Source organism: Variovorax sp. GW821-FHT09D07 (assembly GCF_059416345.1).
On record NZ_JBWKOY010000012.1, the window covers coordinates 56641 to 69780 of the forward strand.

Sequence of the window (13140 nt, forward strand, 5' to 3'; positions counted from 1 at the left end):
TCAGACCTGCCCGCTGAGCGCCTTCGCCGCCGCGCGCACGGGCTCGATATAGCCCTCGTCATAGCGGTGCGTCGGCATCGTCAGCGTGACCGCCGCAGCCAGGCCGCCATCCGCATGGAACACCGGCGCCGAGATGCCCGCCAGCTCGGCCGTGCGGTCGCCCACCAGCGCGCAATAGCCCTGCGCGCGGATCGCGTCGTACAGCTTGCGCTCCTTCGCGCCACGCGGCCGTTCGGCCTCGGGCCCGAAAGCGATCAGCACGCGCGCGCCCGCGCCCCGGTCGTTGGGCAGCAGGTCGCCCGCGCGCACGTGGTCGCGCACGACGTGCGACGAATCGACGCGGAATTGGCACAGCCGCACCCAGCTGTCGCCCTGGTCCTGCCGCACGTGGTACGCCGCGCTTTCGCCAGTGGCGGCGGCGAGCGTGCGCAGCACCGGCAGCACGAGGCGGTCGAGCGACTGCGACGCCGCATACAGCCCGTGCAGCCGCGCGATCTCCAGCCCCAGCGCATAGCGCCCGTCGTCCTGCCGGCGGATGAGCCGCGCATGTTCGAGCGAGGCCAGCAGCCGCAGCACCGTGCTCTTGTAGAGCTGCGTGCGCTCGGCGAACTGCGCGAGCGACAGCGCCTCGTCGCCAGGCCGGAAGGCCGACAGCAGGCTCAGCGCGCGGTCGACCGCGGCGGCGCCGCCGGGGGCGGCGTTGAGGTCGGACACCGATTCGGTCTGGGCTTTGCGGGGCATGGCGTGGCTTGACAGTCGGCGGGCTTGCCGATTTAATTCTGTTTAACAGAATATAGTTCTGCAAGATAGAACAGTCAAGAAAGCACCCGATGACCTCCCCCGACGTTCTCATCAGCGAGGTCGGTCCGCGCGACGGCCTGCAGTCCGTGAAGGCCACCATGCCCACGGCCGACAAGCTGCGCTGGATCGATGCGCTGCATGCCGCCGGCCTGCGCGAGATCGAGGTCGCCTCCTTCGTGCCCGCGAAGCTGCTGCCGCAGATGGCCGACGCCGCCGAGGTGGTGCGCCACGCGGTCACGTTGCCCGGCCTCGTGGTGATGGCGCTGGTGCCCAACCGCAAGGGCGCGCAGGGCGCGCTCGAGGCCGGCGTGCACAAGCTCACGATGCCGGTGTCGGGCAGCGTGGCGCATTCGCTGGCCAACGTGCGCAAGACACCGACCGAGATGGTCGAGGAGGTGCGCGCCATCGCCGAACTGCGCCGTGCCCTCGCGCCGCAGGTGAAGCTCGAAGCGGGCATCTCCACCGCCTTCGGCTGCACGCTGCAGGGCTTGGTGCCGGAAGACGACGTGATCCGCCTGGCGGTGCAGTGCGTCGAGGCCGGTGCGCAGGAGGTCGGCCTGTCGGACACCGTGGGTTATGCCAACCCCGCGCAGGTGCGCCGCCTCTTCAAGCGGCTGCGCGCCGAACTCGGCGTGCACGCGGGCGCGGCCCACATGCACAACACGCGCGGCCTGGGCATTGCCAACTGCCTGGCCGCGTGGGACGAGGGCGTGCGCACCTTCGACGCCTCGCTCGGCGGCCTCGGCGGCTGCCCGTATGCGCCGGGCGCGTCGGGCAATGCGGTCACCGAAGACCTCGTCTTCATGTTCGAGGCCATGGGCGTGCGCACCGGCATCGACATCGACAAACTCATCGCGGCGCGCGCGCCGCTCAAGGCCGGCCTGCCCGGCGAGCCGGTCTACGGCATGACGCCCGAAGCCGGCCTGCCCAAGGGCTTTGCCCAGGAAACCACCTCTCATGTCTGAAGCCAATCCCTTGCCCTACGCGGGCGTGCGCGTCGTCGAGTTCACCCACATGGTCATGGGCCCGACCTGCGGCCTGCTGCTGGCCGACCTGGGCGCCGAGGTCATCAAGGTCGAGCCCATCGAGGGCGACAACACGCGCCGCCTGCTGGGCTCGGGCGCGGGTTTCTTCCCGACCTTCAACCGCAACAAGAAGAGCATCGCGCTCGACCTGAAGAAGCCCGAGGGCGTGGAGGCCGCGCTGCGCCTCATCGCCACCGCCGACATCGTGAGCGAGAACTTCAAGCCCGGCACGATGAAGAAGCTGGGGCTCGACTACGACACGCTCGCCAAGCTCAACCCGCGCCTCATCTACGTGAGCCACAAGGGCTTCCTGCCCGGCCCGTACGACCACCGCACGGCGCTGGACGAGGTGGTGCAGATGATGGGCGGCCTGGCCTACATGACCGGCCGCGCCGGTGACCCGCTGCGCGCGGGCACCAGCGTGAACGACATCATGGGCGGCATGTTCGGCGCCATCGGCGCGATGGCCGCGCTGCGCCAGCGCGACCTCACGGGCAAGGGCTGCGAGGTGCAGTCGGCGCTGTTCGAGAACAACGTGTTCCTCGTCGCGCAACACATGATGCAGTTCGCCGCCACCGGCAAGGCGGCCGATCCGATGCCCAGCCGCATCTCGGCCTGGGCCGTGTACGACGTGTTCACGGTGAAGGATGGCGAGCAGATCTTTCTGGCGGCCGTGAGCGACAAGCAGTGGGCCATCTTCTGCAAGGCCTTCGGCCTCGAGGAGATGCTGGCCGACCCGCGCCTGAAGACCAACAACGACCGCGTGCGCGCACGCGAGTGGATGATGCCGATCCTGCGCTCGCACCTCGCGAACCACAGCGCGGCCGAACTGAGCGCGGTGTTCGAGCAGAACGAGTTGCCCTTCGCGCCCATCACCAAGCCGCAGGAGCTGTTCGACGACCCGCACCTGAACGCCACCGGCGGCCTCGCGCCCGTGCGCATGAACGACGGCCACATGGCGAAGGTGCCGCTCGCGCCGTTCACGCTGGGCGGCGAACGCCCCGGCATCCGCCTGCAGCCGCCGCACATCGGCGAGCACAGCGAGGCGCTGCTGAAGGAAGTGGGCTACAGCGACGGCGACATCGCCGCGCTGCGGGCGCAAGGCGTCACGGCCGGCGACTGATCTTCGGTGGCGGGCGATATAGTTCCCGCGCCATGGACCGCCTCAAGCAGCTCGAATCCTTTGTCTCGGTCGCGACCCGCGGCAGCCTCACCGCGGCGGCCAAGGCGGAAGGCGTGGCGCCCGCGATCATGGGCCGTCGCATCGATGCGCTCGAAGAGCGCCTGGGCGTCAAGCTGCTGGTGCGCACCACGCGGCGCATCGCGCTCACGCACGAAGGCAGCGCCTTTCTCGAAGACTGCCAGCGCCTGCTGACCGAGTTCGCGAACGCCGAGGCCAGCGTGAGCGCCGGCGGCGTGAAGGCCAGCGGCCACCTGCGCGTGACCGCGCCGGCCGGCTTCGGCCGCCGCCACGTCGCGCCGCTGGTGCCGCGCTTTCATGCGCTGCATCCCGAGGTGACGATCTCGCTGAACCTCAGTGACCGCGTGGTCGACGTCACGGGCGAGAGCTTCGACTGCGCCGTGCGCGTGGGCGACCTGCCCGACTCGTCGCTGGTGAGCGTGCGCCTGGCCGACAACCGCCGCCGCTGCGTCGCCACGCCCGAGTTCCTGCGCCGCCACGGCGCGCCCAAGCACCCCGGCGAGCTGTCGCGCTTTGCCTGTCTCACGCTGTCGAGCGACGCCTCGCAGACGCGCGGCTGGGCCTTTCGCATTACCAGCGAGGAGGGCGTGCAGGAGCTCATCCACCTGCGCCCCAGCGGCCCGCTCGATTGTTCCGACGGCCAGGTGCTGCACGACTGGTGCCTGGCGGGCCACGGCATCGCCTGGCGCAGCACCTGGGAGGTCGAGGCCGAGATCGACGCCGGCCTGCTCGTGCCCCTGCTCGACGACTTCGCCGCGCCGCCCAACGGCATCTATGCGGTGTTCACAGGCACCAAGCACCTGCCGCTGCGCGTGCGACTGTGGCTTGATTTCCTCAAAGCGCAGTACGGGCAGCCGGAATTCTGGGGCGGGCGGTCCTGAAATCGTGACCGGGCGGCACAATGCTTTTTGCATTTGCTTGCAACCCCGATGAAGAAAGTTTCCGATGACCCTCGAAGCCATCCTCGCCTACCTGCATCTGTTGGCCATCCTCACGATGGTCGTGTTCATCTCCAGTGAAGCCGCGCTGTGCCGCGTGCAATGGCTCAATGCCGCCGTGGTCGAGCGGCTGGCCAAGGTCGACATGGTCTACGGCATCGCCGCCATCGCGGTGCTGGCCACCGGCATCGCGCGCACTTGGTGGGGCGTGAAGGGCACGGCCTGGTACTGGACCAACCCGCTGCTGCACGTGAAGCTCACGCTGTTCATCATCGTGGGCGTGCTGTCGATCTTCCCGACGTTGACCTACTTCCGCTGGCGCAAGACGCTGCGCGCCACGGGCAAGCTGCCGGCAGAGGCCGACATCCTGAAGACGCGCAAGCTGGTGATGATCCAGGCGCACCTGATCGCGCTGATCCCGCTGGTGGCGGTGTTCCTGGCGCGCGGCTTCGGCAAGTAATCAAAACAGAGACAAAAAGAAAAGGCCCGCGTGAGCGGGCCCTTCGGGAGTAACAAATGTCAGCGCCAGACGGCGCCGCGCCGGATCAGGCCTTGGCCGCGTCGGCTTCGCACTTCTTCATGAAGCTGTTCTTGGCGGCACCGGCCAGGGCCTTGCCGTTCTTGTCGACCGCCTTGGCGGCGCAGGCGGGTGCGGCGGCGGCCTTGGTGCACTTCTTCATGAAGCTGTTCTTGGCGGCACCAGCCAGCGGCTTGCCGTTCTTGTCGATGGCCTTGGCATCGCAGCTGGCGCCACCGGCGGGTGCGGCCGCGGCGGCAGGGGCTGCCGCAGGTGCGGCTGCGGCGGCGGGGGCCACGACCGGTGCGGGTGCCTTGTCCTGCGCGTAGGCGCTGAACGACAGGCAGGCGCCGAGCGCGACGGTGGAGGCGACCAGGGAAAGGAGCTTCTTCATGGTGGATATGTCCTTGCAAGGTTGGGTTGTGACAGACGCCCCGCCTCGGGGCCGACCATCCTAACGGGCGACATCGCCCATCGGATGACGATCGTTAACTGGGTCCGGGTTTGCCCCCGGTAAAATTCACAGATGCTATTGGTCAAACAGGAGCTGCTCGCGGCGCTCGCGAACACGCTCGAAACCCTCTCTCCCGGCGCCGGCGCCAAAGCCGCGTTCGAGTCGCCCAAGGTGGCGGCGCACGGCGATTTCGCCAGCACCGCCGCCATGCAGCTCGCCAAGCCGCTGGGGCGCAAGCCTCGCGAACTGGCCGAGGAACTGAGCGCTGCGCTGCTCGCCACCCCTGCTTTCGGCCAATGGGTCGAGGCCATCGAGATCGCCGGCCCCGGCTTCCTCAACATCCGCCTGAAGGCCGCCGCCAAGCAGCAGATCGTGCGCGAGGTGCTGGCCGCCGGCGAAAGCTTCGGCCAGCAGCCCGCCACCGGCGAAAAGGTGCTGGTCGAGTTCGTGTCGGCCAACCCGACCGGTCCGCTGCACGTCGGCCACGGCCGCCAGGCTGCGCTGGGCGACGCCATCTGCAACCTGCAGGCCTCGCAGGGTCAGAGCGTGTGGCGCGAGTTCTATTACAACGACGCCGGCGTGCAGATCCAGACGCTGGCCAACAGCACGCAGCTGCGCGCCAAGGGCTTCAAGCCCGGCGACCCCGAGTGGCCCAGCGGCGAAAAGGCCCCGGCCTACAACGGCGACTACATCGCCGACATCGCCGAGGACTTCAAGGCCAAGAAGACCGTCAAGTCGGACGACCGCGAGTACACCGCCAGCGGTGACATCGACGACCTGGACAGCATCCGCGAATTCGCCGTGGCCTACCTGCGCCGCGAGCAGGACCTCGATCTGCAGGCCTTCCGCGTGCGCTTCGACAACTACTACCTCGAGTCCAGCCTCTACACGAGCGGGCGCGTCGAGGCCGCCGTGGCCGAGCTCGTGGCCGCCGGCAAGACCTACGAGCAGGACGGCGCGCTGTGGCTGAAGTCGACCGACTACGGCGACGACAAAGACCGCGTGATGAAGAAGCAGGACGGCACGTACACCTACTTCGTGCCCGACGTCGCGTACCACATCGCCAAGTGGGAGCGCGGTTTCCACAAGGTCGTGAACATCCAGGGCACCGACCACCACGGCACCATCGCGCGCGTGCGCGCCGGCCTGCAGGCCGCGGGCGAAGGCATTCCCGAGGGCTACCCCGACTACGTGCTGCACACCATGGTGCGCGTCATGAAGGGCGGCGAAGAGGTCAAGATCAGCAAGCGCGCCGGCAGCTACGTCACGCTGCGCGACCTGATCGAGTGGACCAGCACCGATGCCGTGCGCTTCTTCCTGCTCAGCCGCAAGCCCGATACCGAGTTCCTTTTCGACATCGATCTGGCGTTGGCGCAAAACAACGACAACCCGGTCTACTACGTGCAGATGGCGCACGCGCGCATCTGCAAGATGCTGCGCGACTGGGCCGGCGACGTGGCATCTCTGAGCACGGTGGACCTGTCCTCGCTGGAGGCCCCGCAAGCGCAGACGCTGATGCTGCAACTGGCCAAGTACCCGGGCATGTTGACGGCCGCTGCCAAGGATTTCGCGCCCCACGACGTAACTTTCTACCTGCGCGAGTTGGCCGCCAATCTGCACAGCTACTATGACGCCGAGCGTGTGCTGGTCGACGACGAAACGTTGAAGAAAGCGCGCCTGGCACTCGTCGCCGCTTGCGCGCAGGTGCTGCACAATGGCCTCGCGATCCTCGGCGTCAGTGCGCCGAGCAAGATGTGAATCACCCTCTGAACATGAAGAAGACAAGCAGACAACGCGGCAACATCGTCATCGGGCTGATCATCGGCCTGGTGCTCGGTCTGGGCGTCGCCCTGGGCATCGCGGTCTACGTCACCAAGGTGCCGATCCCGTTCGTCAACAAGACGCAACGCGGCGGTGCCGAGCAGGACGAAGCCGAAGCCCGCAAGAACCGCGACTGGGACCCGAACGCGCCGCTGGCCGGCAAGGCCGGCGCGCCCAAGCCGGCCGCCACGCCGCCGGCCGCCACGGCCACCGGCCCGGTGAACCCGATCACCGGCGCGCCCGCCACCGTGGCCCCCGGCACGCCGCCCGTCGCCACCGCGCCGGTCACCGCCCCGGCCCCCGTCGTGGTAGCGCCCAAGCCGGCGCGCCCCGCGCCGGTGCCGGCCGAAGCCAACGCCCTGCCGCCGTCGAACGATCCGCTGGGCGACCTCGCCCGCGCCCGCGCGGGCGGCAGCACGACCACCGCGTCCGCCGCGCCGAGCCACACGGCCGCCGCGCCGTCGTCGTCGGGTGCCGACCCCTTCATGTACTTCGTGCAGGCCGGCGCCTTCCGCACCACCGACGACGCCGAGGCGCAACGCGCCAAGCTGTCGCTCATGGGCGTCGAGGCCAAGGTCACCGAGCGCGAGCAGGCCGGTCGCACGGTCTACCGCGTGCGCGCGGGCCCGTTCAACAAGAAGGACGACGCCGACCGGCTCAAGGAACGGCTCGACGGCGGCGGTCTCGAATCGGCGCTGGTGCGCGTGCAGCGCTGACCGACGCCTTTCTTGAACAGCCTTTAAGCTCTCGCCCGCGCGGCATCTGCCGCACTCGTTTGTCAATTCCAGCGCCTCGGTCGCGCCGTCCACGGGGAACTCCCGGCGGCGCGCCGGCTCTGTACTGCGGTACCCACAGGAGAACCTTTTCCATGAAACGTCGTGACTTTTCGCTGGCCGCCACTTCGATCGGGCTGCTTTCGCTGGCTGCCGTTCCGGCACACGCCCAGCGCGCCCCCAAGGCCGGCACCGATTTCCTCGTGCTCGACAAGCGCGTGCCCGTCGATGCACCCGCCGGCAAGGTCGAGGTGGTCGAGTTCTTCTCGTACAACTGCCCGCATTGCAACGACTTCGAGCCCTCGCTCGAAGCCTGGGTCAAGGCAGCCCCGAAGGAAGTGGCCTTCCGCCGCATCCCGGTGCCCTTCGTGGGCAACGACGTCGAAGCCAAGCAGCGCCTGTACTTCACGCTCGAAGCGATGGGCAAGCTGGACGAGTACCACCCGAAGGTGTTTGCCGCGATCCACGCGCAGCGCCAGAACCTGAACGGCGACGCCAACATCCAGGCCTGGGCCGAGCGTGCCGGCCTCGACGGCGCCAAGTTCAAGGAAACCTTTGCGTCCTTCGGCGTGGCCAGCAAGGCCCGCCGCGCGGCGCAGCAGACCGAGGCCTACAAGGTCGCCGGCGTGCCGGCCCTGGCCGTGGCGGGCCGCTGGTATGTCGACGGCGAAACCGCCGGCAGCATGTCCAAGGTGCTGCAGGTCGCGACCTTCCTCATCGGCGAAGCCAAGAAGGGCTGACCGACCCGACGACCTGGTTCTTCGGTCGAATGCAAGGCCCGCTTCGGCGGGCTTTTTCATTGGCGGCGGTGGGCAATTGCCATCCCACGCATACAATGTTTCAGAGCAAGTTTCGTGCCTTTATGACATTGCCCTCCATCCCCACATTCCCCACCCTTCGTCGCCTCGGCCGCCTGGCTTTCGGTGCGCTGTTGCTGGCCGGTGCCGCCTCGGGCGCCCTGGCCGAGACCGCCGACCGCACCAAGCCGATGAACATCGAGTCCGACTCGATGCGCTACGACGACCTGAAACAGACCAGCGTGTTCACCGGCAACGTGCTGGTCACGAAGGGCACGATCATCATCCGCGGCGCGCGGCTGGACGTGCGCCAGGACGCCGAGGGCTACCAGTACGGCGTGGTCACGGCGGCGCCCGGCAAGCTGGCCTATTACAAGCAGAAGCGCAACGCCGGCGACGAGTGGATCGAGGGTGAGTCGGAAGTCATCGAGTACGACAGCCGCGCCGACAACGTCAAGTTCATCCGCCGCGCCGTCATGCGCCGGCTGATCGGCGCCACGGCCAACGACGAGAGCAGCGGCGCCCTGATCGTCTACGACCAGAGCAACGACACCTACACCGTCAACGGTTCCCTCGTGCCGCCGAACGCCGGCGTCTCGGCGGGCGGCGGTGGCCGCGTCAAGGCCATCCTCACGCCGAAGGCCGCCGCGGCCCCGGCGGCCCCCGGCTCCGCACCGGCAGCCGGCGGCAAGAAGCCCGCGGCCCCGGCACCCACCCCCGCGCCCGGCGCCGGGCTGCGCCCGAGCACCACGCTGGGCGGCACCGAAGGGGAAGGGCGCAAGTGATCGAAACCGCAGGAACCCAGGCCGCCGACGGCATTCCGGGCAGCCGCCTCGTGGCGCGCGGCCTCAAGAAGAGCTACGGCAGCCGCACGGTCGTGAAAGACGTCTCGCTCGATGTGCAAAAGGGCGAGGTCGTCGGACTGCTCGGCCCCAACGGCGCGGGCAAGACCACCTCGTTCTACATGATCGTCGGGCTGGTGCGCGCCGACGCCGGCGAGATCACCATCGACGGCGAGCCCATCGCCCACATGCCCATTCACCGCCGCGCGCGCATGGGCCTGAGCTACCTGCCGCAGGAAGCCTCGATCTTCCGCAAGCTCACGGTCGAGGAAAACGTGCGTGCCGTGCTCGAGCTGCAGCGCGAGCCCGACGCCAACGGCCGCATGATGCCGCTGACCAAGCAGCACACCGAAGAGCGACTGGCCGACCTGCTGGCCGACCTGCGCGTGGACCACCTGCGCGATTCGCCCGCGCTCGCGCTGTCGGGCGGCGAGCGCCGCCGCGTTGAAATTGCACGCGCACTGGCCACGCAGCCGCGCTTCATCCTGCTGGACGAGCCCTTCGCCGGCATCGACCCGATCGCGGTGATCGAGATCCAGCGGATCATCAGTTTCCTGAAAGAGCGCGGCATCGGCGTGCTCATCACCGACCACAACGTGCGTGAGACGCTGGGCATCTGCGATCACGCGTTCATCATCAGCGACGGGCACGTGCTGGCACAAGGCACACCCTCGGAGATCGTCGACAACGCCGAGGTACGCAGGGTGTACCTGGGCGAGCACTTCCGCATGTAAGGGAGGGTCGGGTCTCCATGAAGCAAGGGCTGTCCCTTCGCGTCTCGCAGCATCTGGCGCTGACGCCACAGCTGCAGCAGTCCATTCGCCTGCTCCAGCTCTCCACGCTCGAGTTGAGCCAGGAGGTCGAGCAGATGCTGGACGAGAACCCGTTCCTCGAACGCACCGCGGAAGAAGCGGCGCGCGAGGAATTCGGGCTGGACACGGCCGATGCGCCGGTGCCGCGCGACGACGCGGGCGAGGGCGAGGCCGAGTTCACGCCGTCCGCCGCCAGCACGTCCTCCACGTCCAGCGACACCACCTCCTCGACCCCCGACACCGACGGCCCCGCCGCCGAGATCGCCGAGCGCGAGCCCGACTGGGAAGGCGACGGCACCGTCGACATGGCGCCCGACGACAGCGAGTGGGGCAGCGATGCACCCGCACGCCAGAACAACCTGGGCGACGACGAGCGTGCCGACGCCACCGAGCTCGCGCGCAGCCAGGAGTCGCTGCAGTCCTTCCTGCACCGCCAGGCGCTGAGCCTGCGGCTCAATGAAAACGACTGCGCCGCGCTGCGCTTCCTGATCGAGTCGCTCAACGACGACGGCTACCTCGAAGACTCGCTGCCCGCGCTGGCCTCGGGCCTGGCGGGCGACGACAACGACCAGTTCGACGACCTCGTGCACCACTTCCAGGTGGCGCTGGGCCTGCTGCAGAGCCTGGAGCCGGTCGGCGTCGGTGCGCGCGACCTGGGCGAATGCCTGAGCATCCAGCTGAAGGCGCTCGCCAGCGAAGACGAGACCGAGGCCGAAGCGCTCATCCGCAAGACCGCCATCGCGATCTGCAAGCAGCCGATGGAGCTGCTCGCGCGGCGCGACTTCAAGCGCCTGGCCACGCTCACGCGCACCAACGAAGAGCTGGTGCGCTCGGCGCTGCAAGTCATTGCGCGGCTCGAACCCAAGCCAGGGCGCCGCTTTGTCGACGTCGAGCGCAACATCGTCATTCCCGACGTGATCGTGACCAAGACCGGGCGCGGCACGAACGTGAAGTTCCGCGTCATGCTGAACCCCGAGGTCATGCCGCGCCTGCGCGTGCACGACATCTACGCCGGGGCGCTCAAGTCGCACAAGGGCGAGGGCAGCCAGGCGCTGTCGCAGCGGCTGCAGGAGGCGCGCTGGTTCATCAAGAACATCCAGCAGCGCTTCGACACCATCCTGCGCGTGAGCAACGCCATCGTCGAGCGCCAGAAGAGCTACTTCGTGCACGGCGAGCTGGCCATGCGCCCGCTGGTGCTGCGCGAGATCGCCGACGAGCTGGGCCTGCACGAGTCGACCATCTCGCGCGTGACCACCGCCAAGTACATGGCCACGCCCTTCGGCACGGTCGAGCTCAAGTACTTCTTCGGCTCGGCGCTGGGCACCGAGACCGGCGGCAACGCGTCGAGCACCGCGGTGCGCGCGCTGATCAAGCAGTTCGTGAGTTCGGAAAGCATCAAGAAGCCGCTGTCCGACAGCCAGATTTCCGAGATGCTGAAAGAGCAGGGCATCGAGTGCGCGCGCCGCACCGTCGCCAAGTACCGCGAGGCCTTGCGCATCGCACCGGCCAACCTGCGCAAAGCCCTGTAGAAAGCCCACGATGACCCGTCGCCTGCTGTCGCGCTGGGGGCATTGGGTCTTCGCCCTCGTGGCTGCATCGCTGTTCGCCGGCTGTGCCACCTTGCCCGACGAGGCACCGCGCCCGCCCACCAAGGCCATCGCCGTCTCGGCCGACACCGCGCTCGGCAAGATCGCGCTGGCCTCGCAGCCCGACCCCGACCTCAGCGGCTTTCGCCTGATGCCCGGCGGCGATTTCGCCTTCGACACGCGGCTGCAGCTGGCGCGCCGCGCGCAGCGCACGCTCGACGTGCAGTACTACCAGATCGAGAACGACGAGACCGGCCGCTACCTGCTGCGCACCCTGCGCGATGCGGCCCAGCGCGGCGTGCGCGTGCGCCTGTTGATGGACGACCTGTACACCTCGGGCGAAGACGAGCTGCTGCTCGGCCTGGCCGCCACGCCGAACGTGGAGCTGCGCCTGTTCAACCCGTTCCCGGCCGGGCGCGGCAGCCTGCTCAAGCGCTTCACCGCGTCGCTGTTCGACTTCAGCCGCGTCAACCGCCGCATGCACAACAAGCTCTTCATCGCCGACGGCGCGATGGCGGTGGCGGGCGGGCGCAACATCGGCAACCAGTACTTCCGCCGCACCACCGGCCCGAACTTCATCGACCTCGACACCTTCGTCACGGGCGCGCTGATCCCGCGCCTGGGCGTGCTGTTCGACCAGTACTGGAACAGCCCGCACGTGCGCCCGATCGGCGCGGTCGTGCACACCGACCTGCCGCGCGAAGAGCTGCAGCGCCGTTTCGACGCCGCCACCGGCCCCGACACCACGCCGCCGCCGCCCAGGCCTGCGCCCAACGACCTGCTCGGCTACAGCCCCGTGGCCGACGACCTCGACGCCGGCAAGCTCGGCCTGATCTGGACCACCGCCGAGGCTTATGCCGATTCACCCGACCGCGTGATCGGCAAGACCGCGTCGTATGGCGGCGTGCCGCTGCTCGACGTGGACAGCGTGCGCTACAACGTGGTCGAGCAGATGCGCCGCGCGCGGAGCGATGTGATGCTGGTCTCGCCCTACCTGATCCCGGGCGCGTCGGGGCTGGAGGTGATGCGCGAGATCCGCGGGCGCAACGTGAAGATCAGCGTGGTCACCAACTCGCTCGCCGCCACCGACGAACCGCTGGTCCACACCGCCTACCGCCGCTACCGCGCCGACATGCTGGCGCTGGGCGCCGAGCTGCACGAGCTGAGTTCCGCGCGCACGCGGCGCAGCGTGCGCCTCGGCCTGTTCGGCACGTCGGTGGGCCGGCTGCACGCCAAGTCGGCGGTGATCGACCAGCGCATCCTGTTCGTCGGCTCGATGAATTTCGATCCGCGCTCCGAAATCCACAACACCGAGATCGGCCTGTTCATCCGCAGCCCCGAGATGGCGCAGCAGACCCTGAAGCTGCTCGACGTGCTCAAGCAGCAGGGCGCCTACCGGCTGCGCTTTGCCGAAGGCGCCGATGCGGGCGCCACCGGCTCGCGGCGCATCGAGTGGGTCAGCGAGGAAGGCGGCAAGACCACCGTGCTGCACGAAGAGCCCGACTCGGGCTTCTGGGACCGCACCATGCTCGAACTGCTGGCGCCGCTCACGCCCGAGAGCCTGCTGTAGCGG

Annotated in this window: 13 protein-coding genes; 11 read left to right on the forward strand and 2 right to left on the reverse strand. The window is 68.7% G+C overall.

Annotation, left to right across the window (positions count from 1 at the left end):
• Nucleotides 1-741 (reverse strand): IclR family transcriptional regulator, encoded by a 741-nt coding sequence (locus AC07OX_RS28865; protein WP_489059975.1) that lies wholly within the window; start codon nt 739-741, stop codon nt 1-3.
• 89 nt (nt 742-830) lie between these two features.
• Here AC07OX_RS28865 and AC07OX_RS28870 point away from each other — a divergent pair, with 89 nt between their 5' ends.
• From AC07OX_RS28870 to AC07OX_RS28885, 4 genes are all read left to right on the forward strand, one after another.
• The gene (locus tag AC07OX_RS28870) at nt 831-1766 is read left to right on the forward strand and encodes a hydroxymethylglutaryl-CoA lyase (protein ID WP_495262716.1); all 936 of its coding nucleotides are present in this window, start codon (nt 831-833) and stop codon (nt 1764-1766) included.
• A complete protein-coding gene (locus AC07OX_RS28875; protein ID WP_062479735.1) occupies nt 1759-2949 on the forward strand; it encodes a CaiB/BaiF CoA transferase family protein in 1191 nt (396 codons plus the stop codon). The genes AC07OX_RS28870 and AC07OX_RS28875 overlap by 8 nt, the downstream gene beginning before the upstream one ends.
• A 32-nt stretch (nt 2950-2981) precedes the next feature.
• On the forward strand, nt 2982-3908 hold the full coding sequence (locus tag AC07OX_RS28880; protein ID WP_062479733.1) for a LysR family transcriptional regulator: 927 nt from the start codon (nt 2982-2984) through the stop codon (nt 3906-3908).
• A gap of 64 nt (nt 3909-3972) precedes the next feature.
• On the forward strand, nt 3973-4425 hold the full coding sequence (locus AC07OX_RS28885) for a DUF2214 family protein (protein WP_056584391.1): 453 nt from the start codon (nt 3973-3975) through the stop codon (nt 4423-4425).
• Between the two features lie 85 nt (nt 4426-4510).
• On the opposite strand, the gene AC07OX_RS28890 is transcribed toward AC07OX_RS28885, so the two are convergent.
• On the reverse strand, nt 4511-4876 hold the full coding sequence (locus AC07OX_RS28890; protein ID WP_062479731.1) for a hypothetical protein: 366 nt from the start codon (nt 4874-4876) through the stop codon (nt 4511-4513).
• Between the two features lie 132 nt (nt 4877-5008).
• Between AC07OX_RS28890 and argS the strand changes: the two genes are divergently transcribed.
• From argS to AC07OX_RS28925, 7 genes are all read left to right on the forward strand, one after another.
• Nucleotides 5009-6694, forward strand: a complete 1686-nt coding sequence (gene argS / locus AC07OX_RS28895) for an arginine--tRNA ligase (protein WP_495262717.1) — start codon at nt 5009-5011, stop codon at nt 6692-6694.
• A gap of 14 nt (nt 6695-6708) precedes the next feature.
• Nucleotides 6709-7473 carry an SPOR domain-containing protein gene (locus tag AC07OX_RS28900; RefSeq protein ID WP_095949698.1) on the forward strand — a complete coding sequence of 255 codons (765 nt, stop codon included), beginning with the start codon at nt 6709-6711 and terminating at the stop codon, nt 7471-7473.
• A gap of 152 nt (nt 7474-7625) precedes the next feature.
• Nucleotides 7626-8270 (forward strand): thiol:disulfide interchange protein DsbA/DsbL, encoded by a 645-nt coding sequence (locus AC07OX_RS28905; protein ID WP_095743352.1) that lies wholly within the window; start codon nt 7626-7628, stop codon nt 8268-8270.
• A gap of 122 nt (nt 8271-8392) precedes the next feature.
• Complete coding sequence (gene lptA / locus AC07OX_RS28910; RefSeq protein ID WP_495262718.1) at nt 8393-9112, forward strand: lipopolysaccharide transport periplasmic protein LptA; 720 nt, start codon at nt 8393-8395, stop codon at nt 9110-9112.
• The gene (gene lptB / locus AC07OX_RS28915) at nt 9109-9903 is read left to right on the forward strand and encodes an LPS export ABC transporter ATP-binding protein (RefSeq protein WP_062480328.1); all 795 of its coding nucleotides are present in this window, start codon (nt 9109-9111) and stop codon (nt 9901-9903) included. Before lptA ends, lptB begins: the two co-directional genes overlap by 4 nt.
• Nucleotides 9904-9920: 17 nt before the next feature.
• On the forward strand, nt 9921-11510 hold the full coding sequence (gene rpoN / locus AC07OX_RS28920) for an RNA polymerase factor sigma-54 (protein WP_487848734.1): 1590 nt from the start codon (nt 9921-9923) through the stop codon (nt 11508-11510).
• 10 nt (nt 11511-11520) lie between these two features.
• The gene (locus AC07OX_RS28925; protein WP_495262719.1) at nt 11521-13137 is read left to right on the forward strand and encodes a phospholipase D family protein; all 1617 of its coding nucleotides are present in this window, start codon (nt 11521-11523) and stop codon (nt 13135-13137) included.
• Nucleotides 13138-13140: the final 3 nt, after the last annotated feature.